Annotated in this window: 32 protein-coding genes and 1 pseudogene; 5 read left to right on the top strand and 28 right to left on the bottom strand. The window is 62.5% G+C overall.

All coding sequences use genetic code 11. The features are described 5' to 3' along the window. Window positions 1–233: 233 nt before the first annotated feature. The 3 genes from rplO to ACN0S5_RS22775 all read right to left on the bottom strand — a co-directional run bounded on the left by rplO (window position 234) and on the right by ACN0S5_RS22775 (window position 2493). The gene (gene rplO / locus ACN0S5_RS22765) at window positions 234–704 is read right to left on the bottom strand and encodes a 50S ribosomal protein L15 (RefSeq protein WP_417211468.1); all 471 of its coding nucleotides are present in this window, start codon (window positions 702–704) and stop codon (window positions 234–236) included. A 121-nt stretch (window positions 705–825) separates the two neighbouring features. Beyond that, window positions 826–1278 (bottom strand): hypothetical protein, encoded by a 453-nt coding sequence (locus tag ACN0S5_RS22770; RefSeq protein WP_417211469.1) that lies wholly within the window; start codon window positions 1276–1278, stop codon window positions 826–828. 9 nt (window positions 1279–1287) lie between these two features. Continuing rightward, window positions 1288–2493, bottom strand: a complete 1206-nt coding sequence (locus ACN0S5_RS22775; RefSeq protein ID WP_417211470.1) for a cytochrome P450 — start codon at window positions 2491–2493, stop codon at window positions 1288–1290. A gap of 101 nt (window positions 2494–2594) precedes the next feature. Here ACN0S5_RS22775 and ACN0S5_RS22780 point away from each other — a divergent pair, with 101 nt between their 5' ends. After that, a complete protein-coding gene (locus ACN0S5_RS22780; protein ID WP_417211472.1) occupies window positions 2595–3341 on the top strand; it encodes a hypothetical protein in 747 nt (248 codons plus the stop codon). 52 nt (window positions 3342–3393) lie between these two features. Here the strand turns inward: ACN0S5_RS22780 and ACN0S5_RS22785 are convergent, their stop codons facing one another. Next, window positions 3394–4179: an MBL fold metallo-hydrolase gene (locus ACN0S5_RS22785; RefSeq protein ID WP_417211474.1), complete on the bottom strand. Its 786-nt coding sequence runs from the start codon at window positions 4177–4179 to the stop codon at window positions 3394–3396. A gap of 333 nt (window positions 4180–4512) precedes the next feature. Between ACN0S5_RS22785 and ACN0S5_RS22790 the strand changes: the two genes are divergently transcribed. Further along, window positions 4513–5766, top strand: a complete 1254-nt coding sequence (locus tag ACN0S5_RS22790) for a DEAD/DEAH box helicase (protein ID WP_417211476.1) — start codon at window positions 4513–4515, stop codon at window positions 5764–5766. A 135-nt stretch (window positions 5767–5901) separates the two neighbouring features. Here the strand turns inward: ACN0S5_RS22790 and rpmD are convergent, their stop codons facing one another. The 11 genes from rpmD to rpmC all read right to left on the bottom strand — a co-directional run bounded on the left by rpmD (window position 5902) and on the right by rpmC (window position 10377). Continuing rightward, entirely contained in the window at window positions 5902–6090 is a 189-nt protein-coding gene (rpmD, locus tag ACN0S5_RS22795; RefSeq protein ID WP_323770792.1) for a 50S ribosomal protein L30, read from the bottom strand. A gap of 3 nt (window positions 6091–6093) precedes the next feature. Then, window positions 6094–6675, bottom strand: a complete 582-nt coding sequence (gene rpsE / locus ACN0S5_RS22800; protein ID WP_417211477.1) for a 30S ribosomal protein S5 — start codon at window positions 6673–6675, stop codon at window positions 6094–6096. A 184-nt stretch (window positions 6676–6859) separates the two neighbouring features. Beyond that, on the bottom strand, window positions 6860–7219 hold the full coding sequence (gene rplR, locus ACN0S5_RS22805) for a 50S ribosomal protein L18 (protein WP_323770794.1): 360 nt from the start codon (window positions 7217–7219) through the stop codon (window positions 6860–6862). An 11-nt stretch (window positions 7220–7230) separates the two neighbouring features. Continuing rightward, entirely contained in the window at window positions 7231–7764 is a 534-nt protein-coding gene (gene rplF, locus ACN0S5_RS22810) for a 50S ribosomal protein L6 (RefSeq protein WP_323770795.1), read from the bottom strand. A 12-nt stretch (window positions 7765–7776) separates the two neighbouring features. Next, a complete protein-coding gene (gene rpsH, locus ACN0S5_RS22815; RefSeq protein WP_094033616.1) occupies window positions 7777–8169 on the bottom strand; it encodes a 30S ribosomal protein S8 in 393 nt (130 codons plus the stop codon). Between the two features lie 14 nt (window positions 8170–8183). Continuing rightward, the gene (rpsN, locus tag ACN0S5_RS22820) at window positions 8184–8489 is read right to left on the bottom strand and encodes a 30S ribosomal protein S14 (RefSeq protein WP_089280193.1); all 306 of its coding nucleotides are present in this window, start codon (window positions 8487–8489) and stop codon (window positions 8184–8186) included. A 12-nt stretch (window positions 8490–8501) separates the two neighbouring features. Next, a complete protein-coding gene (rplE, locus tag ACN0S5_RS22825; RefSeq protein ID WP_417211480.1) occupies window positions 8502–9083 on the bottom strand; it encodes a 50S ribosomal protein L5 in 582 nt (193 codons plus the stop codon). After that, window positions 9076–9387 (bottom strand): 50S ribosomal protein L24, encoded by a 312-nt coding sequence (rplX, locus tag ACN0S5_RS22830; protein WP_417211482.1) that lies wholly within the window; start codon window positions 9385–9387, stop codon window positions 9076–9078. The genes rplE and rplX overlap by 8 nt, the downstream gene beginning before the upstream one ends. A 1-nt stretch (window position 9388) precedes the next feature. Beyond that, window positions 9389–9757 carry a 50S ribosomal protein L14 gene (gene rplN / locus ACN0S5_RS22835; protein WP_323770798.1) on the bottom strand — a complete coding sequence of 123 codons (369 nt, stop codon included), beginning with the start codon at window positions 9755–9757 and terminating at the stop codon, window positions 9389–9391. Between the two features lie 95 nt (window positions 9758–9852). Continuing rightward, window positions 9853–10161 (bottom strand): 30S ribosomal protein S17, encoded by a 309-nt coding sequence (rpsQ, locus tag ACN0S5_RS22840; protein ID WP_417211484.1) that lies wholly within the window; start codon window positions 10159–10161, stop codon window positions 9853–9855. A gap of 3 nt (window positions 10162–10164) precedes the next feature. After that, on the bottom strand, window positions 10165–10377 hold the full coding sequence (rpmC, locus tag ACN0S5_RS22845; RefSeq protein WP_417211486.1) for a 50S ribosomal protein L29: 213 nt from the start codon (window positions 10375–10377) through the stop codon (window positions 10165–10167). A gap of 256 nt (window positions 10378–10633) precedes the next feature. On the opposite strand from rpmC, the gene ACN0S5_RS22850 reads away from it, so the two are divergent. Then, a complete protein-coding gene (locus ACN0S5_RS22850) occupies window positions 10634–10924 on the top strand; it encodes a hypothetical protein (RefSeq protein WP_417211488.1) in 291 nt (96 codons plus the stop codon). A gap of 201 nt (window positions 10925–11125) precedes the next feature. Further along, window positions 11126–12721, top strand: a complete 1596-nt coding sequence (locus ACN0S5_RS22855) for an ATP-binding protein (protein WP_417211490.1) — start codon at window positions 11126–11128, stop codon at window positions 12719–12721. A 141-nt stretch (window positions 12722–12862) separates the two neighbouring features. Here ACN0S5_RS22855 and ACN0S5_RS22860 read toward each other — a convergent pair whose 3' ends face one another. Beyond that, on the bottom strand, window positions 12863–13348 hold the full coding sequence (locus ACN0S5_RS22860; protein ID WP_417211492.1) for a hypothetical protein: 486 nt from the start codon (window positions 13346–13348) through the stop codon (window positions 12863–12865). A gap of 162 nt (window positions 13349–13510) precedes the next feature. Further along, complete coding sequence (locus ACN0S5_RS22865) at window positions 13511–14128, bottom strand: 2OG-Fe(II) oxygenase family protein (protein WP_417211494.1); 618 nt, start codon at window positions 14126–14128, stop codon at window positions 13511–13513. 91 nt (window positions 14129–14219) lie between these two features. On the opposite strand from ACN0S5_RS22865, the gene ACN0S5_RS22870 reads away from it, so the two are divergent. Then, a complete protein-coding gene (locus tag ACN0S5_RS22870) occupies window positions 14220–14957 on the top strand; it encodes a hypothetical protein (RefSeq protein ID WP_417211496.1) in 738 nt (245 codons plus the stop codon). A gap of 75 nt (window positions 14958–15032) precedes the next feature. Here ACN0S5_RS22870 and rplP read toward each other — a convergent pair whose 3' ends face one another. From rplP to tuf, 11 genes and pseudogenes are all read right to left on the bottom strand, one after another. Beyond that, window positions 15033–15446, bottom strand: coding sequence for a 50S ribosomal protein L16 (gene rplP / locus ACN0S5_RS22875; RefSeq protein ID WP_417211498.1), 414 nt, complete (start codon window positions 15444–15446; stop codon window positions 15033–15035). Window positions 15447–15448: 2 nt separating this feature from the next. Next, window positions 15449–16183, bottom strand: a complete 735-nt coding sequence (gene rpsC, locus ACN0S5_RS22880) for a 30S ribosomal protein S3 (RefSeq protein WP_323770805.1) — start codon at window positions 16181–16183, stop codon at window positions 15449–15451. Further along, window positions 16183–16563 carry a 50S ribosomal protein L22 gene (gene rplV / locus ACN0S5_RS22885; RefSeq protein WP_417211501.1) on the bottom strand — a complete coding sequence of 127 codons (381 nt, stop codon included), beginning with the start codon at window positions 16561–16563 and terminating at the stop codon, window positions 16183–16185. The genes rpsC and rplV overlap by 1 nt, the downstream gene beginning before the upstream one ends. A gap of 3 nt (window positions 16564–16566) precedes the next feature. Beyond that, complete coding sequence (gene rpsS / locus ACN0S5_RS22890; RefSeq protein ID WP_089280180.1) at window positions 16567–16845, bottom strand: 30S ribosomal protein S19; 279 nt, start codon at window positions 16843–16845, stop codon at window positions 16567–16569. Window positions 16846–16848: 3 nt separating this feature from the next. Next, window positions 16849–17691 carry a 50S ribosomal protein L2 gene (gene rplB, locus ACN0S5_RS22895; RefSeq protein ID WP_089280179.1) on the bottom strand — a complete coding sequence of 281 codons (843 nt, stop codon included), beginning with the start codon at window positions 17689–17691 and terminating at the stop codon, window positions 16849–16851. Window positions 17692–17919: 228 nt separating this feature from the next. Continuing rightward, a complete protein-coding gene (locus ACN0S5_RS22900; protein WP_417211504.1) occupies window positions 17920–18708 on the bottom strand; it encodes a hypothetical protein in 789 nt (262 codons plus the stop codon). 166 nt (window positions 18709–18874) lie between these two features. Further along, window positions 18875–19171, bottom strand: a complete 297-nt coding sequence (locus tag ACN0S5_RS22905; protein WP_417211506.1) for a 50S ribosomal protein L23 — start codon at window positions 19169–19171, stop codon at window positions 18875–18877. Further along, window positions 19168–19785, bottom strand: coding sequence for a 50S ribosomal protein L4 (gene rplD, locus ACN0S5_RS22910; protein ID WP_323770807.1), 618 nt, complete (start codon window positions 19783–19785; stop codon window positions 19168–19170). Before rplD ends, ACN0S5_RS22905 begins: the two co-directional genes overlap by 4 nt. Next, window positions 19782–20624, bottom strand: coding sequence for a 50S ribosomal protein L3 (rplC, locus tag ACN0S5_RS22915; RefSeq protein ID WP_323770808.1), 843 nt, complete (start codon window positions 20622–20624; stop codon window positions 19782–19784). Before rplC ends, rplD begins: the two co-directional genes overlap by 4 nt. Before the next feature lie 13 nt (window positions 20625–20637). Next, window positions 20638–20943 carry a 30S ribosomal protein S10 gene (rpsJ, locus tag ACN0S5_RS22920; protein WP_089279938.1) on the bottom strand — a complete coding sequence of 102 codons (306 nt, stop codon included), beginning with the start codon at window positions 20941–20943 and terminating at the stop codon, window positions 20638–20640. A 171-nt stretch (window positions 20944–21114) separates the two neighbouring features. After that, window positions 21115–21497: pseudogene (gene tuf / locus ACN0S5_RS22925) on the bottom strand (elongation factor Tu); the annotation flags it as partial.

Genomic DNA, 21497 nt, shown 5'->3' on the forward strand with positions numbered 1-21497 from the left:
GGGCGAGGGTGAAGAAGATGCGATTGCGCAGGTCGGTTGCTTTGCCAAGCGCCGCCCAGCTTGTGTTGGCGGCCATTTGCTCTGCTGCGGATACCATGCGGATCTCTCTTTTCGCTAAAACGCCGCCCGGACGGTTTTCCGTCGGGCGGCGTGCGTTGGAAAACTGTGCGACATGTAAGCGGCTGAGACGTCACTCACAAGTCACGAATGCGCCGCCGGGGCGACGCGTCGCGTTATTCCGTGGCTGCCGCTGCGGCGACAGACAGCGAGCCGCCCTTGCCGGCGACCGCATCGACGGCCGACTTGGACGCGCCGGTGACGGCGATGGTCAGGGCCCCGGTGATCTCGCCTTTGGCCAGAACGCGGATACCGTCCAGCTTGCGGCGCACCAGACCGGACGCGACCAGCGTGTCCTCGGTGATGTTGGCGGCGTCCAGCTTGCCCGCGTCGACGAACTTCTGGATCAGGCCCAGGTTCACAACGGCGTAGGACTTGCGGTTCGGCTTGTTGAAGCCACGCTTGGGCAGGCGTTGGTACAGCGGCATCTGGCCGCCCTCGTAGCCATTGATGGCCACACCCGAACGCGATTTCTGACCCTTGATACCACGACCACCGGTTTTACCCTTGCCCGAACCGGCACCACGGCCGATGCGTTTCTTGGTCTTGGTTGCGCCGGGATTGTCCCGGAGTTCATTCAGTTTCATGTCGCTTCTCCATTGCCGGATGTGACCCTCGAAGCGGACTGGGTCAACCACGGCTTTTCTTGGTTTTGTGAATCGGGTCCATCGGACCACCGGGGGCGTATAGCCCCGACGCGCAGGTGTTTCAAGTCTCGATACGACCGTGCCGAAAGGCGTTGTACCCGCCATCGGCCAGCATTTCGCCCACGCTGGCAAAGGGCAAATCCAGCGCCGCCAGCGCGCCCGCCTCGGTGCGGTGCGCCGACACCTCCAGAAGGCCGCTGTAATCGGCCAGAGACTGATACATCCGCGCCAGACCAAAGGCCACGTCGCCGGGGGCCAACAGCACCGTGCGGATCGGCGGCGTGCCCTCGGGAATGGCGCGCCCGACCCCCATCAGAATTGTCCTGACCTGTTCAAAGTCCAGCTCCATCGCCGAGGCTTCCGACATGTCGATCAGTTCCGGCCGCCCCAGCAGGTAATCCGGGTCGTCCAGATAAACCCGGTAGATGTCGGCGAACTGTTCCGCCCGCATCTGCCCGAAGTAGCGCGCATAAAGCACGTTCAGGTCCTGCGAGATACAATAAGAGATCGGCATCCGGGCGCTTCAGCCGACGCGCACGGGCAGCGTCGCATAGCCCCGGAACCGCGCCAGAGGCACCCGCGTGCGCGGCCCGTTGGACACCAGCTTTGGAAACCGCTGCACAAACCGGCCAAGGGCGATCCGCCCCTCGACCCGCGCCAGCGTCGCCCCAAGGCAGACATGGATTCCGGTGATAAAGGCGATGTGACGGTTGGGTTTGCGGGTGATGTCAACGCGATCCGGGTCAGCAAACACCTCTGGATCGCGGTTGGCCGCCGCGATCGAGGTGTGGATATAGGTGCCTTTCGGCAGCACCCCGCGCGACAGTTGAATATCCTCCCCCGCCAGCCGGTTGCCGATCTGCAAGGGCGATTCCACCCGCAGGAATTCCTCGACCGCCGGGGCGATCAGCGCCGGATCGTCCAGCAACAGCCGGTGCTGGTCCGGGTTGTCCAGCAGCAAGCCGACGGAATTGCCGACAAAGCTGGTGGTTGTCTCATGGCCCGCGTTCAGCAGGAAGATGCAGTTCTGGATCAACTCTTCCTGCGTCAGCCGCCGCCCCTCGTGCTCGCCAAAAATCAGCGCTTCCAGCACCTCTCCCTCGTGCGCGCCGTCCGGGTTGCGCCGCCGGTGGTCGATCAGATCGCCAAGGATCTCGCCGAACTCGGTGACCGCCGTGTTGCCCGCCGCCAGCCGGTCCGCAGGCACCACCGGGTCCAGCGCCCCGAGGATTGCCAGCGAATAGCCCCGCAGGCGGGCGCGGTATTCCTCGGGGATGCCCAGCATGAAACTGATGATCTCTGTCGGCAGCTCCTTGGCGAAATCCTCGATCAGGTCCAGCTCTCCCAGATCCTCGACCCGGTCCAGCAGCCGGTCCACGATGTCACCAATCAGCGGCTCGAACTCGGCCAGCTTGCGCGGCGTGAACGCGCCCGAGATCAGTTTGCGCACCACCGTGTGATACGGCGGATCGTTGAAGATCAATGAGGTCGTGTGATGGGTGTGCAGCGGACAGCGGCCAAATTTCTCGCCAAAGGCCTCGGTCTTGTCCGACAGCATATCGCGGCTTTGATAAACCTTCAGGCAATCGTCATGCCGCGTCAGGTAGACAGAGCCGTCGGCGTTGCGATGGATCGGGTCTTCGGCCCGCAGGCGATGCAACACCGGATGCGGGTTTTCGATGAAATCGGGCCCGATCGTGTTGAGGTCGAACCCCGCGATATCCAGCATGAACATTCCTCCCGGCCCCCATCCTGCGCCCAGCGGCAAGCAGAGACAAGGGGAGGGTATTCCGGGCCTGCGCCCTTGCCGCGAACTTGGTAGGATCAGGTATGAAGAATGCGCTGACCCTGTTTTTGTCGCTCCTGACCTTGATGGCCGGGGCGCTTGTCGGTGCGGTCGCGGGCTTTTTTCTGGTCATTGGCTTGGGCCTGTCCTTTGGCGCCTACGCTGGCGACGGCGGGCTTGCCATGGGCGCAGCGACCGCAGGCGCGCCGGTTGGCGCAGGTCTGGGGGCCCTCGTGGCGCTGATCGCGGTGATCCGCTGGCATCGGCTGCCGCACGGCAAACCCTTTCTGTCGCAACGGGCGCTGGCGGTCTGGATCGGTGTTCCCGTGGCCATCACGCTGGCGCTGGTCCTGCGGATATGGAGCATCACAACCCCGGAATTCGCCACGCCCCGACCCGAGCTGCTGGTCGAAATCCGCGTGGCCAGCGGCGCAATTGACGAGACAAAGACCCGCTACCGCCCGCTGTCGCCGCTCTACCACCGCGCGGGCACCTATGTGCCCCCCTACACCTATATCGAAACCCGGACCGAAGGCGGGTACGACTTCGGGCTGGTGCGCTACGTGATGGTCTACAAGGTCGAACAGCGGGAGCTTGCGCTGGAAATCGACCGCGATCTCTTTGCCGTCTTCCCGCTGTCCGTCGGCAGGGACGCCAAGGCAACCGACCAGTTCACCGACTGGCAGAGCCCTGCCTTTTTCCGGTTCGAGGAATCGGGAGAGCCGCCGGTGATCTCAGACCCCACCGATCTCGACGTGGCGATCCGCTATCTGGTCCACCGGGGCGAGTAATGACAAAGGGCGGGAAAATCCCGCCCTTTGCCCGTGCCTTTGGTCGCCTGTCTTAGCCAAGCTCGCCCGGCTTGTACCAATCGCCCATCTTCACCGTGGCCGCGTCGCCGACCAACTCGGCGAACATCGCCGGATCCTGGGTGCCGCCGTCGCGCCCGCGATAGTGGTAGGGATAGACATAGGTCGGCTTGAACGCGCGCACCGCGTCGGCAGCCGCCTCGGCGGTCATGGTAAAGGGCAGGTTCATGCAGACAAAGGCGACGTCGATGCCTTCCAGCGCGCGCATTTCCGGCACGTCCTCGGTATCGCCCGAGATATAGACGCGGAAGTCGTCCATCGACAGCACATAGCCGTTGTCGCGGCCCTTCGGGTGAAAGTTCTCGCGCCCTTCGGTGATGTTATGCGCCGGGATCGCGTCCACCTGAAGGCCGGTCAGGCTGGCGGTGTCGCCATTCGACAGGACGCTGGTGTTCACCTTCAACGCGTCCGACAGCATGTCGAACACCGCCGGGTTGGTGATCATCTGCGTGTTTTCGCCCTTGAGCGCGGCCAGCACGTCGGCGTTGTAGTGGTCGCCGTGTTCATGCGTGATCAGGATCAGATCGGCCTCGGGGTAATCGGCATACTCCGCCGCGTCGCCAACCGGATCAATATAGAGCGTGCCAACCGGCGTCTCCATCACGATCGAGGCATGGTGCACGGGATGGACCAGCACCGTCCCCTGCGAGGATTTGAACTCATTGGGCAGATGCCCGCCAGCGCGGCCGGCAAAAGGCAGAACCGTGATGCTGCCGGCGGCAGCGGCAGTGGTCAGAAATGTGCGGCGTGAAAGGGTCATGACATGTGCTCCGTGTTGACACCTGAGTAACGTAGTCCCTGCGCGAGGTGTGGCAACCTGTCCGAAACACTCTTTGACCTTGACAGTTCAGCGTCCAGCGCCCACTTAGGCCCCATCGCCTTGCCCGTCGCGTGAACGGGCCGGTGGGACTTGGTCCCCGGCGAAACATTCCCAATACGATCGGGTCCCCTCACGCGCGGGCCTCACCTCTGACGGCTCTGGCGGCATTCGGCCCCTCGCGCGTTATGGGGAGCCACGGCGTGTCATCGTCCCTGACGGACGAGACCCCATTTTGTGCCGCACGTGAAAGGCGGCGCGACAAAGGACATAGATTTGACATTCGACGAACTGGGCCTCCCGGCCCGCCTGAGCGCCAACCTCGACGCTCTGGGCCTGAAAGAGCCGACCCCTATCCAACTGCGTGCCATCCCCGAGGCGCTGAATGGCCGCGACATCATGGGCCTCGCCCAGACCGGCACCGGTAAAACCGCCGCGTTTGGCCTGCCGCTGGTGTCCCAGCTGATGCGCCAGCAAGGCAAACCCGACCCCAAGCAGGTGCGCGGCCTTGTGCTGGCGCCGACCCGTGAACTGGCGAAACAGATCCACGACAACCTGCGCGACTACGCGGACGGCACCTCAGTGCGGATCAACCTCGTGGTGGGCGGTGCCTCGCTGAATGCACAAGCCCAGCGTCTGGCCCGTGGCACCGGCCTGCTGGTCGCCACCCCCGGACGCCTGATCGACCTGCTGGATCGCGGTGCGGTCAAACTGGACCAGACCCAGTTCCTTGTGCTGGACGAAGCCGACCAGATGCTCGACCTCGGCTTTATCCACGCGCTGCGCCGGATCGCGGCGCTGCTGCCGAAGGAACGCCAGACCATGCTGTTCTCGGCCACCATGCCCAAACAGATGGCCGAACTGTCGACCGCCTATCTGACCAATCCGGTGCGCATCGAAACCGCGCCTCCGGGCAAACCTGCCGACAAGATCGACCAATCGGTCTTTTTCATCGAGCAGGCAGGCAAGGGTCGCCTCCTCAGCCAGCACCTCGCCGCGCACCGCGATGAGGCGGCGGTGGTGTTCTCGCGCACCAAACACGGCGCCGAACGTCTGATGAAGGCGCTGGTCGCCGAAGGCTTTGCCGCCACTTCGGTGCACGGCAACAAGAGCCAGGGCCAGCGGGAACGCGCCATCCGCGCTTTCCGCAGCGGTGAGGCGATGATCCTTGTGGCCACGGACGTGGCCGCACGCGGTCTGGATATCCCGGACGTGCGCCACGTCTACAACTTCGATCTGCCCAACGTGGCCGAGAACTACGTCCACCGCATCGGCCGCACCGCGCGCGCCGGGCGTGACGGCTCTGCCGTGGCCTATTGCGCGCCCGCCGAAATGGGCGAGTTCAAGGCCATCCAAAAGATTCTGGGCCGTGAGATCGAGGTCGCTGGTGGCACCGCTTGGGCCGGTGGCGGCGCCGCCGCCAAACCCAAAGGTGGCCGAGGTGGCCGCAGGCCGCAGGGCAACAGCGGGAAACCCGGTGGCGCACAGCCGTCGCGCGGACGCGCACCGCGTCGTCGCCGCGCCGCCTGATCAGCGACGGGCGCGGACTGCCGCGCCCTCCGCTCCGCCCTCAGGGTCTGCAAACACAGACACCAGACGCAAAAAAAAGCCCCGCAGTCTCCTGCGGGGCGTTTTCCATTCGGGGTGCCAAAGCGGCGCGACCTGTCAGTCGCGCTCTTCGACGATCTCGACCAGATGCGGGATCTTGCGGATCATGCCGCGAACCGAGGGTGTATCCTCCAGCTCACGCACGCGGTGCATCTTGTTCAGGCCCAGACCGACCAGCGTCTGACGCTGGATGGCGGGGCGACGGATGGGCGAACCCACCTGCTTGACGACGATAGTCTTTGCCATGGATCAGGCCTCCTCGGTCTCGGCGGCGGCTGCCGGGGCTTCATCACGCTTGGGTAGAATGTCAGCGACCTTCTTGCCACGACGCTGGGCCACATTGCGCGGCGACTGCTGGTTGCGCAGACCGTCGAGCGTGGCGTGGATCATTGCGTAGGGGTTCTGCGAGCCGGTCGACTTGGCGACGACGTCCTGGACGCCCAGCATCTCGAACACGGCGCGCATCGGACCACCGGCGATGATACCCGTACCCTGCGGAGCGGTCCGCATGGTCACCTTACCGGCACCTGCATGACCTTTGACGTCATGGTGCAGGGTGCGGCCTTCTTTGAGCGGCACGCGGATCATCTTGCGCTTGGCTTGCTCGGTGGCCTTGCGGATGGCCTCGGGGACCTCCTTGGCCTTACCCTTGCCAAAGCCGACACGGCCCTTCTGGTCACCAACGACGACCAGCGCGGCAAAGCCAAAGCGCTTACCACCCTTGACGGTCTTGGACACACGGTTGATCGCGACGAGGCGATCGGCAAACTCGGGCGTCTGCTCCTCACGGCGGCCACGGCCACCGCCACGGTTGTTATCACGTTCTGCCATCAGGCATTCCTTTATCTCGTGGTGCCCAAGAGCACCGTTGTAGTCAATCGCAGTGAGCCGCAAGCAGCCCCTCGATCATCGAGACGTTTCCGTCTGCAAAGCACGCCGGGCAAACGCCCGGCCTACATCCCGCCACAACGGACGGGAGGAACGGTAGGCCGGGCTTCAGCCCGGCCCGCCGCCATCAGATCTTCAGACCGCCTTCGCGCGCGGCGTCGGCAACGGCCTTCACCCGGCCGTGGAAGAGGAAACCCCCACGATCGAAATAGGCCTCTTCGATCCCCGCTGCCTTGGCGCGTTCGGCGATTGCCGCACCCACCTTGGCCGCTGCTTCGACGTTGTTCTTGCCGACAACGCCCAGCGCGGGCTCCAGCGTCGATGCGGCGGCGAGGGTCTTGCCCTGCACGTCGTCGATCAACTGGACCGAGATGTTCTTGTTCGACCGATGAACCGACAGGCGGACCCGCCCTGCGTTCACCTTGCGAAGCTTGTTCCGGACGCGCAGACGGCGCTTCTGGAACAGTACACGTTTGCTGTTTGCCATGTTCCGCGTCCTTACTTCTTCTTGCCTTCTTTGCGGAAGATGAATTCGCCTTTATAGCGAATACCCTTCCCCTTGTACGGCTCCGGGCGGCGCCAGTCGCGAATGTTCGCGGCGACCTGACCAACCTGCTGCCCGTCGTGACCTTCGACAATGATCTCGGTCGGTTTCGGGCAAGTAACGGTGATGCCGTCGGGGATCTGGAAGTCGACGTCATGCGACAGGCCCAGGTTCAGCTTCAGGACCTTGCCCTGCAACTGTGCCCGGTAACCAACGCCGTGGATTTCCAGTTCCTTCTTGAAGGTGTTCTGAACGCCGTGCACCAGGTTCGCCACGACCGTGCGCGACATCCCCCACTGCTGACGGGCGCGCTTGGACTTGCCACGCGGCTCGACCTTGATGGCGCTGTCGTCGACGATAAGTGTTACGTCATCGGTGGCCGTAAAGCTCTGGGTGCCTTTCGGCCCCTTCACTTCGATGGTCTGGCCCGAGACGCTGGCTGATACGCCCGAGGGCAGCTCAACCGGCTTTTTGCCAATACGAGACATGTGTAGGCCTCCTTAGAATACGGTGCAAAGCACTTCGCCGCCAACATTGGCTGCGCGTGCGTTCGCGTCCGACATCACACCCTTGGAGGTGGAGACAATCGACACACCCAGACCCTGACGGACCTGCGGGATGTCATCGACACTCATGTAAACGCGACGACCGGGCTTGGAGACCCGCTTGACTTCGCGAATGACAGGGGTGCCATCAAAGTATTTCAGGCTGATTTCCAGCGTCGGGTGACCGTTCACGTCGGTGCCGGACTCGTAGCCACGGATGTAACCTTCATCCGCCAGCACATCGAGAACCCAGGCACGCAGCTTGGACGCGGGGGTCGAGACGGTGGACTTGCCGCGCATCTGCGAGTTGCGGATACGGGTGAGCATATCGCCGATAGGATCGTTCATCTATATACCCTCCCTTACCAGCTCGACTTCACGACGCCCGGCAGCTTGCCGTTCGAACCGAGTTCGCGCAGGGCGATACGGCTGATACGGAGCTTGCGGTAGTACGCGTGGGGACGACCCGTCAACTGGCAGCGGTTGTGCAGCCGTGTGGGCGAGGAATTGCGCGGCAGTTTGGCCAGCTTGAGCCGGGCCTTGAAACGCTCTTCCATCGACTTGGATTCGTCGGTTGCGATTTCTTTCAGTTCAGCGCGCTTGGCGGCATACCGGGCCACCAGGCGCTCGCGCTTTTTCTCGCGCTCGATCATGGATTTTTTCGCCATGTCTTGCTCCTCTTACGCCTTGGTGAACGGCATGTTGAAATGGGCCAGCAGGGCTTTCGCCTGTGCATCGGCACTGTGCTCGCCAAAGGGAATGGCGTTGGTCGTGATGACCACATCCATACCCCAGACCTCGTCGACCTTGTCGAAGTCGATTTCCGGGAACACGATGTGTTCCTTGAGACCCATGGCAAAGTTGCCGCGACCGTCAAAAGAGGCTTTCACACCGCGAAAGTCACGGATGCGGGGCATTGCGACAGTCACCAGACGGTCCAGAAATTCGTACATGCGCACGTCACGAAGCGTCACCTTGGCGCCGATCACCATGCCTTCACGCAGGCGGAACGCCGCGTTGGACTGTTTGGCAACCGTACCGACGGCCTGCTGGCCAGCGATCTTCGACAGTTCCTCGATGGCGTTCTTTGCCTTCTTGGAATCGCGAACGGCCTCTGTGCCGCAGCCGATGTTCAGAACGATCTTCTGCACCGACGGGATTTGCAGGTCGTTGGTGTAACCGAACTGCTCCTTCATCGCGGCCTTGATGGTGTCCTTGTACTGGACCTTCAGGCGCGGGGCGTAGTTATCCATATCAAGCATCGATCACGTCCCCCGTGGTCTTGGCAAAGCGCACCTTCTTGTCGCCTTCCATGCGGAAACCGACGCGGGTCGGCTTGCCGTTGGCGTCGACGAACGCGAGGTTGCTGAGGTCCAGCGGCAGGGCCTTGGGCAGGCGGCCGCCCTGGTTGTTCTGCGACTGGCGGGTGTGGCGGATTGCGACGTTCACGCCATCGACCACGGCCTTGCCGGCTTTGGGGTCGACGCTGACGATCTCGCCGGTCTTGCCCTTGTCCTTGCCAGTCAGCACGATGACGGTGTCACCCTTCTTGAGCTTAGCAGCCATCTTACAGCACCTCCGGGGCGAGCGAGATGATCTTCATGAAGTTCTTGGCGCGCAGTTCACGCACAACCGGCCCGAAGATACGGGTGCCGACCGGCTCGCCATTGTTGCCGAGGATCACGGCGGCGTTGCGGTCAAAGCGGATGGTGGTGCCGTCATCACGGCGAACTTCCTTGGCGGTGCGCACGACAACGGCCTTGCGGACGTCACCCTTTTTCACGCGACCACGCGGAATGGCCTCTTTCACCGACACCACGATGATGTCGCCGACAGAGGCATAGCGGCGGTGTGAGCCGCCCAGAACCTTGATGCACTGAACTTTCCGGGCTCCGGAATTGTCAGCAACATCCAGATTGGTCTGCATCTGGATCATAAGTTTTCTCCCGACGTCCCGAACCGCTCTGCAGAGAACATTGGCCCGGGGGTTTCGAATGTCACCGGGGCCGTGTGACCGGCCCCGGATCGCCCTTAGTGGGCAGCTTCAGCTTCGGCCTTCTGAGACGCGGCGGCCACTTCGGCGCGCTGCTTCTCATGCTCGGCGATCATTTCATCGGTCATGATTTCCCAGCGCTTGGTCTTGGACTTGGGCGCGCATTCGCGAATCATGACGCTGTCGCCGACGTTGAACTGTTCGTTCTCATCGTGGGCGCGGTATTTCTTGGTTTTCTTGATCGTCTTCTGCAACACGGGGTGCTTGAAGCGGCGAACGATCTGAACGGTCACGGTCTGCTTGTTGGCGGTCGACGTGACGGTGCCGGAAAGGATACGCTTGGGCATCTGTTAAGCCTCCGCAGTCGACGCCGCAGCGGCGGCTTTTTCATTGAGAATGGTCATGATCCGGGCAACGTCGCGACGGACCTGACGAATACGCGAAGTGTTCTCCATTTGGCCGGTGGCCGCCTGGAAGCGGAGGTTGAAAGCCTCCTTCTTCAATTGGACAAGCGTGTCCCGGAGCTCGTCCGGGGTCTTGTCACGGAGTTCGTGGGCGTTCATGCGCCTCTCCTTTATTACAACATCACCGGAGAGCCCCTGCCTGCCATGGCCGCAAGGTCACCCTGATTCCGGTGGAGTCCGTGGATGAGCAGCCCCTTTAGGCGCGATTCCGTGGAAACGCAACACTTATTGAGACCTGCCGCGCCCCTGACGGCGTGCCGCCTGAAAAACCGACCGCACCGATCCTTGTTCCGGCCCGCAACCCGGCCGCACAGGACGGGCTTTGGGAAATCACCGTTGTGCGGTATCATGCGACATGCGCGCGATACTGACCCTTGCCCTGATCCTTGCGCTTCAGCCGGCTCTCGCCGATGAGGCCGCATCGGACTGCGCCTGCATCAATCGCAACGGACAAGAGGTGCCCCTTGGGGAAATCGCCTGCCTGACCGTCGGCGGCAAGAGCTTTCTGGCGCGTTGCTCGATGTCGCTGAACCTGCTCACCTGGCGCCGGATTCAGGATGGCTGTGTCGTGTCACAGGCCCCCTACCCGTTCAGTCCGGCCCCGCGCATTGCCGAAACATCGCCGCCGCTGCAATCCCACCTGTAGGCGGCCCGGTTGTGGCCCCGGACTTGGCCCGGTTGCGGCCCGGCAATAACCCATGCCCCCCCGTTTCACCGCCGCTGCCACACCGCAGCACGTCGCCGCAGACCCCCGGCACCGCTGAATTGGCCCGTTGACCGGGACTGCGGTTGATCGCTGCAAAGACAAGCTGATATGCAATCTGCGGGTCCAGCAGGGAAACCGATCATGTCCGATAAGACCGTGTCCGAAGACGACGCGCTATATAGCCGTATCGGGGCGGGCGGTGAATCCCATGCCGTAATGCTGGAGCAGGCCGCGCGCATCGCTCAACTAGGCTATTTCGTCTTCAACGTGCAGGAATCCATTGTCGAGCTTTGCTCGGTTCGCCACGCCGCCATCTTTGGCCAGACGCCCAGCGACTTCATCGAGTCCGTTTCGGGTCTCAAAGGCCCGATGACGATGATCCATCCGGAGGATCGCAACATTCTGCGTGAGGCCTATCAACGGCTGGTCAAGGGCGAAACCATCGAGATGGAGTATCGCTTTTACCGCGCCGACCGCAGCATCGGCTATATCCGCGAAACCGTCGCCCCGGATTACGATGCCACCGGCGAGGTCGTGCGCGGTCTGGGCAGCAGTCTGGATGTCACCCACACGCGCCGCGCCGAAGAGCGCAAGGCACAGGCCAACCGGCTGGCCGCGCTGGGGGAACTGACCGCCGGTGTCGCCCATGACGTCAACAACATCCTTGCCGTGGTCATGGGCAATGCCGAGCTGTTGCAGGACGGGATCGACTCTGCCCTGCCCAGCCAACTGTTGTCCGAAATCGTCTCGGCGGCGCGGCGCGGCGGCACCCTGACCCAGAGCTTGCTGAACTTCGCACAGCGCGCCACCATCCGCCCCGTCCCGCTGGACCTCGGCGAAGAGACGGCGCGCGCGGTGGTGATGTTCGAACGGACATCGCTGAAAAAGCCGACCATCGCCGTTGGTCGCGGCAAGCCCGCGCTGCCGATCTTTGCCGACCGTGACAATCTTCAGTCGGTGATCCTCAATATCCTGATCAACGCCCGCGACGCCATTCGCGAAGGCGGCTCTATCCGGATCACCAGCGAACTCCAAAGCGTCCCGAAAGACGCCGCACCGGCCCTGCCCCCGGCGGGCGAATACGCCTGCTTGACCATTCAGGACGATGGCATGGGCATTCCCCCGCACAATTTGGCGCGCGTGACCGAACCCTTTTTCACGACCAAATCGCGCTCCGAGGGGTCGGGCCTTGGCCTGTCGATGGCCGCCGGCTTCATGCGGCAACTGGGTGGAGAGATCGTAATCACCTCCGAGCCGGGCGCAGGCACCTGCGTGCGCCTGTTCTTTCCCCTCCACCGTGACCGGCTTGGCCGTGGTGACGCCACGGCGTTTGACGCGCCCTCTACCTTTGACAAGCGCCACGTCCTGTTGCTGGAAGACGAGGATGCAATCCGCAACGTCCTGCATCGCAACCTGACGCGCTGGGGGTTCACGGTCACCGCCGCCAGCACCGGGGAAGAGGCGGTGGCGGCGGTCGCGGCGCACCGTTTCGACCTTGCCCTGCTGGACAATTACTTTCCCGGCGATCTCAGCGGTGTCGACATCGCGGCGCTGGTCAAGGGCCGGACCGCCGCGACCCCGGTGATCCTGCTGACCGGCATGGCGCGCCTCGACAACGGGGCGGACCGGGCGGTCATCGACCTTGTTCTGGCCAAGCCCATTCCCGCCGCAGAGTTGCGGGCGCGGATCGCCGGGCTGCTTGAAACCGTGCACCCGCCACGCTCTGAACCGGCCTGATCATATCCCGCGCCGACAGGGTCCCTTCGGACCCGCGCCGTGCGACCTGTGCCCCCACTCTCGCCGCCCCTGACAGACAGCGCCGTCAGATGGGGACAGCAAACCGCACGTCACACCGTGACGAGACGATAACCCGCAACCCTAGCGCAGCAGTTCCAGCGCGATACTGGCCGACACATAGGTGGCCTGCGCCGAAATGTAGGTGCCCGAGGTCCCGTAACCGGCGCTGGCGGCTGTCTCTTCTGGCGGTGCAGGGTCGCCCGCCTCAGGGTCCGGTGTCTCAGGGTCAGGCCCCTCGGACACCGCCACCGGGGCCTCTGCGGCGGGAAGCCCCGCCTCCGGCGCAGCCGGGGCCGCATCGCCGGTCACGCTGACCGAGGTTTCGCTGTAATTGAGGCTGATGAACACCGCCTCGATCACGATCGACATTTCGCCCCGCGCAATGGCCGAGGCCGCCTGCCCCTGTTTCAGATCTCCGCCCGCCTCTGCCACCGCCGCCTTGGCGCGATGCCCAACCGACTGCGCGGATTTCCCGCAGCCGCCGTTTTCCATTGTCTCTGCCGCCATCGCCCGCCGATGGTGGCCTTGCCGTGCGCCATGTCCGGCGCAGCAGGATTGCGTTTCCATGTGATACCCCCGTTCTCGCTGTCCTCACAGCTTCGCCCAAGGACGTAAACATGGGGCCACCGGGCCCGCGAAAACTGCGCGCAATTCGACGGGCCGGGGGCTACGCCCTTTCGACCCTCGACCTGTTCCCCGAACAGGGGACCGCGTTGGGCAGAGCGGGTCTTACTCCCACTTGTAGTTAAAACTGACAGAGACGCGGTTTTCCTCGGCCATGTTCATCGGCACCTCATGGCGCAGCCAGCTTTCCCACAGCAGCACATCGCCCACCTCGGGCGCGATGTAGACAAAGGGCCGCAATTCCTCGCGGCAGCCCTTTTGCCGGGTCGGGGCCGCCATCATCATCGCCAGCCGGGGGTCTTCCAGCTTTAGCGCCGACGCGCCTTCGGGCATCGCCACATAGGTGGTGCCAGAGATCACCGAATGCGGGTGGATATGACTGGAATGGGTGCCGCCCTCGGGCAGGATATTGATCCAGATATCCTCCAGCACCAGCGCCTTGTCACCCAGATCAAACTCCAGATCCTTGGCAAAGGCGGCAACGTGCTTGTCCAGCACCTTCACCAGCTCCGCAAAGACCGGAAACCGCCACGGCAGATCGGTCAGCGAGGCATAGGAGGTGTAGCCGGGATAGCCGTGCTCTTCGCACCAGTCCTGCCCCGCCTCGTCATCCTCGGCGATGGAATAACACGACGAGTCCAACTCATCAGCGTCGACGGTACCCTGCTCTGACAGCTTGGCATGATACAGGCGGGTGGCGAAAAGCGAACGGATCTGGGTCATGGCCGCGCTTTACCGCAAGCACCGGGGCGGGGGAAATGGAATCTCAACCCTTGGGCGTCATGGTCGCGGCCAATCCTGAAGGAGGAACAGAATGTTCCCGATCCGCTGCCTGATCCTGCTGGCGTTGCTGGCCCTGCCCGGTGTGGCCGCCGCGCAATCTGCCTCACTGTTCCCGCATGGCGACAGCGCGGCGCGCACGCCGCTGATCCCTGTCCGTGCAACGCCCCTGTCGGGGCGGGCGCGCGCCGCCAGCCTCTTTGTCGGCAAAGACACAGAGGGGCTGTTTGCCGCGCTGCCAGACCGCTCGCCGCCGCCGCCCCGGCAGACATCCACCGGCCCGCTGTCGGGCATCAGCGCCGCCGCTCTGCTGCGCAGCCTGATCGCAGAGGCGGAATCCGGGGCCGACAGCTATGACGCGGTCATTCACGGGGCCAAGGTCAAACCGCCCATGCGCCCGACCGACATGACCGTGCAACAGGTCTACGACTGGATCGACGCCACGCCGGGCCAACCCCACGCCATCGGGCGCTACCAGTTCATTCCCGACACCCTGCGGCGGCTAGTGGACAAGGTCGGGGTCAGCCCCGCCGTCCGCTTTGACGCCAAACTACAGGACCGGCTGGCGGATGAACTGCTGGCAGAGGCCGGGATGCTGGCCTTTCAGCGCGGTGAACTCACCCGCCGCAGCTTTATGTACCGGCTGGCCAAGATCTGGGCCGGTCTGCCGCTGCCGTCCGGCGAGTCCTATTATGAGGGTTACGCCGGCAACAAGGCGACGATGACATGGGCGCGTTTCGACAGCGCGATGGCGGCCATTTTTCCCGGCTGACCTCTGGACAGGAAAAACCCCCGCCGCTTGCGCGCCGGGGGTCTGATTTAATACGTCGGGGTCTCCCCCAGCCGCTTACCAGTCTTCGCGAACGACAACGCGGGTCTTGATCGGCAGCTTCATCGCGGCGAGACGCAGCGCCTCGCGGGCGACGTCCTCGTTGACGCCGTCGATCTCGAACATCACGCGACCGGGCTTGACCTTGCAGGTCCACCGATCGACCGAGCCCTTACCTTTACCCATACGCACTTCGATGGGCTTGGCAGTCACCGGAGTGTCCGGGAAGATACGGATCCAGACGCGGCCCTGACGCTTCATGTGACGCGTCATGGCACGACGTGCGGCTTCGATCTGGCGCGCGGTCACGCGCTCGGGCTCCAGAGCCTTGAGGCCATAGGTGCCGAAGTTCAGATCGGATCCGCCCTTGGCCAGACCTTTGATCCGGCCCTTCTGTACCTTGCGGAATTTAGTACGCTTTGGCTGAAGCATGGTTACCTCCGATCATCCCGGCGGCCGCCACCAGCACCGCGAGGGGCCGGACCGTCCTGGAGTTCCTGGTTCTTGCGCTCACGCGCCTGCGGATCATGTTCCATGATCTCGCCTTTGAAGATCCAGACCTTGATACCGATGATGCCATAGGCGGTGGTCGCCTCAACGGTGGCATAATCGATGTCGGCACGCAGCGTGTGCAGCGGCACGCGGCCTTCGCGGTACCATTCGGTCCGTGCGATTTCCGCGCCACCCAGACGACCCGCGACGTTCACCCGGATACCCAGGGCGCCCATACGCATGGCGTTCTGAACCGCCCGCTTCATCGCGCGACGGAAGGACACGCGACGCTCCAGCTGCTGAGCGATCGACTCGCCAACCAGCTGCGCGTCAAGCTCGGGCTTGCGAACCTCGACGATGTTGAGGTGCAGTTCCGAGTCGGTCATCGACGCCAGCTTCTTGCGAAGCACCTCGATGTCCGCGCCCTTCTTGCCGATGATCACGCCCGGACGGGCGGTGTGCACCGTGACGCGGCACTTCTTGTGCGGACGCTCGATGATCACACGGCTGATGCCAGCCTGCTTCGGCGGGTTGCGGTACTCATTGAAGATGAACTCGCGGATCTTCAGATCCTCGAGAAGCAGATCCCCATAGTCCTTGGTGTCGGCGTACCAGCGGCTGTCCCAGGTGCGGTTCACCTGCAAACGCATACCGATCGGGTTTGTTTTATTACCCATTAGGCTTGCTCCTCAACCTGGCGCACCTTGATGGTGAGTTCCGAGAACGGCTTGTTGATCCGGCCAAAACGACCGCGCGCCCGAGGGCGGCCCCGCTTCATGACCAGGTTCTTGCCCACAAACGCCTCGGCGACGACCAGTTCGTCGACGTCCAGACCGTGGTTGTTCTCGGCGTTGGCGATGGCCGATTGCAGGCACTTCTTCACGTCACCGGCGATCCGCTTTTTCGAGAAGGTCAGGTCCGTCAGGGCCTTGTCCACCTTCTTGCCGCGGATCAGCTGCGCGACGAGGTTCAGTTTCTGCGGCGAAGTGCGAAGCATGCGCAGTTTTGCCATTGCTTCGTTGTCCGCCACGCGGCGGGGATTCTTATCCTTGCCCATGGCTTACTTCCTCTTCGCTTTTTTGTCGGCTGCGTGACCGTAGTAGGTACGGGTCGGTGCATATTCGCCGAACTTCTGGCCGATCATGTCCTCGGACACGTTGACCGGAATGTGCTTGTGGCCGTTGTAGACACCAAACGTCAGGCCCACGAACTGGGGCAGGATCGTCGAGCGGCGCGACCAGATCTTGATGACTTCGTTCTTGCCCGACTCGCGCGACTTCTCTGCCTTTTTCAAGACATAGGAATCGACGAACGGACCTTTCCAGACGGAACGCGACATAAATTACCGCCCCTTCTTCTTGGCATGACGCGAGCGGATGATCAGCTTCTGCGATGCCTTGTTGGTGTTGCGGGTGCGCTTGCCCTTGGTCGGCTTGCCCCACGGTGTCACCGGATGGCGACCACCAGAGGTCCGGCCTTCACCACCACCATGCGGGTGGTCGATCGGGTTCATGACGACACCGCGAACGGAGGGGCGCTTGCCCATGTGGCGAACACGGCCAGCCTTGCCGAGGTTCTGGTTGCTGTTGTCGGGGTTCGACACGGCACCCACGGTCGCCAGACATTCCTGACGCACAAGGCGCAGTTCGCCCGACGACAGGCGGATCTGGGCATAGCCACCGTCACGGCCGACGAACTGGGCATAGGTGCCCGCGGCGCGTGCGATCTGACCGCCCTTGCCGGGCTTCAGCTCGATGTTGTGAACGATGGTACCGATCGGCATACCCGAGAACGGCATACAGTTGCCGGGCTTGATGTCTGCCTTCTTGGAAGAGACGATCTTGTCGCCAATGCCAAGGCGCTGGGGCGCAAGGATATAGGCCTGCTCGCCGTCGTCATACTGGACGAGTGCGATAAAGGCGGTACGGTTGGGGTCGTATTCGATGCGAACCACGATGCCGTTGACATCGAATTTGTTCCGCTTGAAGTCGACGATCCGGTAGAGGCGTTTCGCCCCGCCACCGCGGCGGCGTGCCGTGATACGTCCGGTGTTGTTCCGGCCGCCCTTTTTCGTCAGACCCTCGGTGAGGGCCTTGACGGGACGTCCTTTGTACAGCTCCGAACGGTCGATCAGCACCAGCCCGCGCTGGCCCGGCGTCGTAGGTTTGTACGACTTGAGTGCCATGCTTTCTGTCTTCCGTTAGCTAGCAGCCCCGTTGCCGGGACTTATGTAGGGCGGGGTTTAGCCCGCCACTGGTATAGGCCCCTCGACAAATGTCCGCAGGTGCCCGGTGGTATAGGCCCCCGAAGGTGCCCGAATCTGTGCCCCCGCAGACAATAGCAAAGCCCCGGACGAATCCGGGGCTGCTGCGGATGGTGTCGTTTAGGGGAGGATGGGGGTGGGGTCAAGTAGCTAGGCGCGCTGTAACTTTTCCAACTGGCAAAATTCACCAATCCACTCACGCGTCTCATCAGATGGATCAAAACTCCACCCCTCACCATTTCGGAACCAATATTTTGACTGCCCACCAAGGTGAACCTTTGCCAAATCGGCAACCACCTCCAGGACCAAGATCAACGTTTTCATCATGGAAACCAACAATCCGAGGGCTACGTCGTCGCGCTGATATTCCGACGGAAACTCCAACATCGAATGTGCTGTACCGATATGGACAAACTCATTGCTGAGGAAGCCATACAATTCGCCAATTAACGGGAACGACCTTTTGCCGTATGTAATGCACTTTGTAGATGAGAGCTTCCCATCATGGAATTTGTCCAACGCCGTGGGTTCGGTCGCCACCGATAGGGCCGTAGCTGCTGCCTCAACGGCCATCCTTGCATTCGCTCCGAACTGTCGTTTCAATCCGTGTCGCGCCACTTCAATTGCAGCTAAATAGGAGTTTAAGGCGCTGGCCATCAATCTTCCGAAAGTGGATTCGAAGCTTTCCGGCTTACTCGATCCGATAGCGCCTAGTAAGGTCGCCTGAACTCTTGCGAATACTTCACTACACTCTGCGATTTCTGTCTTCGTAAGGCGATCGAAGGATTTCGCTACCTTCGGCCCATCTCGTCGAATTTGATTGCTCAAGATATTCTTCTTAACAAAGACGACAGTTTCGTTAACCACAGCGAAGGCCGCAACTGTTTCCAGGTTAGGCAGGCGACTTCGGTTCGGCTTTGCCGGTTTTCGTTTGCTCATGTGTGCAATACCGCTTGCTTATATCTACTCTCTTGGAAACATTCATCTAAGACCAGAGCAGCCCAGTCTAAACGGGAACACCATACAAGACAAAAAAATAAAAGGCCCCCGCATCGCTGCGAGGGCCTCTCCAATTTCCGTAGGGTGGGTTTTCAACCCACCACGATCAAAGACCGGTGTTCACGTCGATCGTGTTGCCCTCTTCGAGGGTCACATAGGCCTTCTTGACGTCCTTGCGGCGACCCATGGTGCCCCGGAAACGCTTTTGCTTGCCTTTGGTGATGGTGGTGTTGACCGCCTTCACCTTGACACCAAACAGCGCCTCAACGGCCTCTTTGATCTGCGGCTTGGCCGCGTCGATCGCCACTTCGAAGACCACTGCGCCGTTCTCGGACGCCATGGTGCTCTTTTCGGTGATGATCGGCTTGCGGATCACGTCGTAGTGTTCTGCCTTCGCGCTCATTTCAACCGAGCCTCCAGTGCTTCGACACCCGCCTTGGTCAGCACGAGCGTGTCGCGCTTGAGGATGTCATAGACGTTTGCGCCCTGGCTGGGCAGCACATCGAGACCCTCGATGTTTGCCGCCGCGCGGGCAAAGTTCTCACTGATGACCGCGCCGTCGATGATCAGCGCGCGCTTCCAGCCGAGGTTTGCAACCTGCTTGGCCAGCGTGTTGGCCTTGCCATCGCAATCCGCCGCCTCGATCACCACCAGCGAGCCGTCCTTGAACTTGGACGACAGCGCGTGCAGCAGACCCAGTTTACGGACCTTCTTGGGCAGGTCATGGGCGTGCGACCGCGGGGTCGGGCCCTTGTAGATACCACCCTTGCGGAAGATCGGCGCCTTGCGGGAACCGTGGCGTGCGCCGCCGGTGCCCTTCTGGCGATAGATCTTCTTGGTCGAGTACGACACTTCCGAGCGGGTCTTGACCTTGTGCGTACCGGCTTGCGCCTTGTTACGCTGCCAGCGGACGACGCGGTGGAGAATGTCGGCGCGCGGCTCGAGACCAAACAGGGCCTCGTCCAGCTCGACTTCGCCAGCGGTGCCGCCGTCGAGATTGATCACGTCGAGTTTCATTCCTCGCCTTCCTTCTTCTCGGCCTCGATTTCAGCCTCGGCCGCTTTCAGAGATGCCTCCTGCTGGGCGGCCTCTTCTGCAAGACGTGCCTCTTCTGCTGCCTTGGCCTCTTCTTCGGCCTGACGGGCGGCTTCTTCGGCGGCTTTCATCGCTTCGCGCTTCGAGCTCATCAGAGCGGCGGGCAGAATGACATTCTCGGGCGCGGGCTTCTTCACCGCGTCCTTGATGGTCACCCACGAGCCTTTGGGGCCGGGAACGGCGCCTTTGATCATGATGATGCCACGGTCGCTGTCGGTGCGGACCACCTGAAGGTTCTGCGTGGTGACACGCACGGACCCCATGTGACCGGCCATCTTCTTGCCCTTGAACACCTTGCCGGGGTTCTGACACTGACCGGTCGAACCATGCGAACGGTGGCTGACAGAGACACCGTGCGTGGCGCGCAGGCCGCCGAAGTTGTGGCGCTTCATGCCGCCGGCAAAACCTTTACCGATGGTGATGCCGCTGACGTCCACGAACTGCCCTTCGAAGTAATGGTCGGCGATGATTTCCTCGCCCACTTCGATCAGGTTTTCAGGCGCGACGCGGAATTCCACGACCTTGCGCTTGGGCTCGACCTTGGCAACGGCAAAGTGGCCGCGCATGGCCTGGCTCACGCGCTTGACCTTGGCGTTTCCGGCACCCAGCTGAACGGCGGTGTAGCCGTGCTGGTCATTTGTGCGCTGCGCGACAACCTGAAGGTTGTCGAGTTGCAGCACGGTGACTGGGATCTGCTTGCCGTCTTCCATGAAAAGACGTGTCATGCCGATCTTCTTTGCGATCACTCCAGAGCGCATCATATCCGAGCCCTCCTTAGACCTTGATCTCGACATCCACGCCAGCGGCGAGGTCGAGCTTCATCAGGGCATCCACAGTCTGCGGAGTCGGATCGACGATGTCGAGCAGACGCTTGTGCGTGCGGATCTCGAACTGGTCGCGCGACTTCTTGTTCACGTGCGGGCCACGCAGAACGGTGAACTTCTCGATCTTGTTCGGCAGCGGGATGGGACCGCGGACCGTCGCGCCGGTGCGCTTGGCGGTGTTGACGATTTCCTGCGTACTTGCATCAAGCACGCGGTAATCGAACGCCTTCAGCCGGATACGGATATTCTGGCTCATTTGGACAGCCTATCTTGGCGTTGGGGTTGAGAGGAGGAGGACGGACCACCCGCGCGCCTCATCGAACCCGGAATGTGTAGGGCGGGAATGGTCCCGCCCTTCAGTACGGGTGTCTGGACACCCCGGAATATACGCTGACGGTGTCGCCCCGAGGGGCAACACCTCAGACGATCAGTCGATGATCTTCGACACGACGCCCGAACCGACGGTGCGGCCGCCTTCGCGGATGGCGAAGCGCAGGCCGTCTTCCATCGCGATCGGCGCGATCAGCTCGACGTTGAACTTCAGGTTGTCGCCCGGCATCACCATCTCGGTGCCATCGGGCAGCTCAACCGTACCGGTCACGTCGGTGGTGCGGAAGTAGAACTGCGGGCGGTAGTTCTTGAAGAACGGCGTGTGACGGCCGCCTTCTTCCTTGGTCAGAATATAGACCTCACACTCGAACTTGGTGTGCGGGGTCACCGACTTCGGCTTGCACAGAACCTGACCGCGCTCAACGCCTTCGCGGTCGATGCCGCGCAGCAGGACGCCGACGTTGTCGCCTGCTTCACCGC

This window comes from Antarctobacter sp., assembly GCF_048262615.1.
In the GTDB taxonomy this organism is placed as follows: Bacteria; Pseudomonadota; Alphaproteobacteria; order Rhodobacterales; family Rhodobacteraceae; genus Antarctobacter.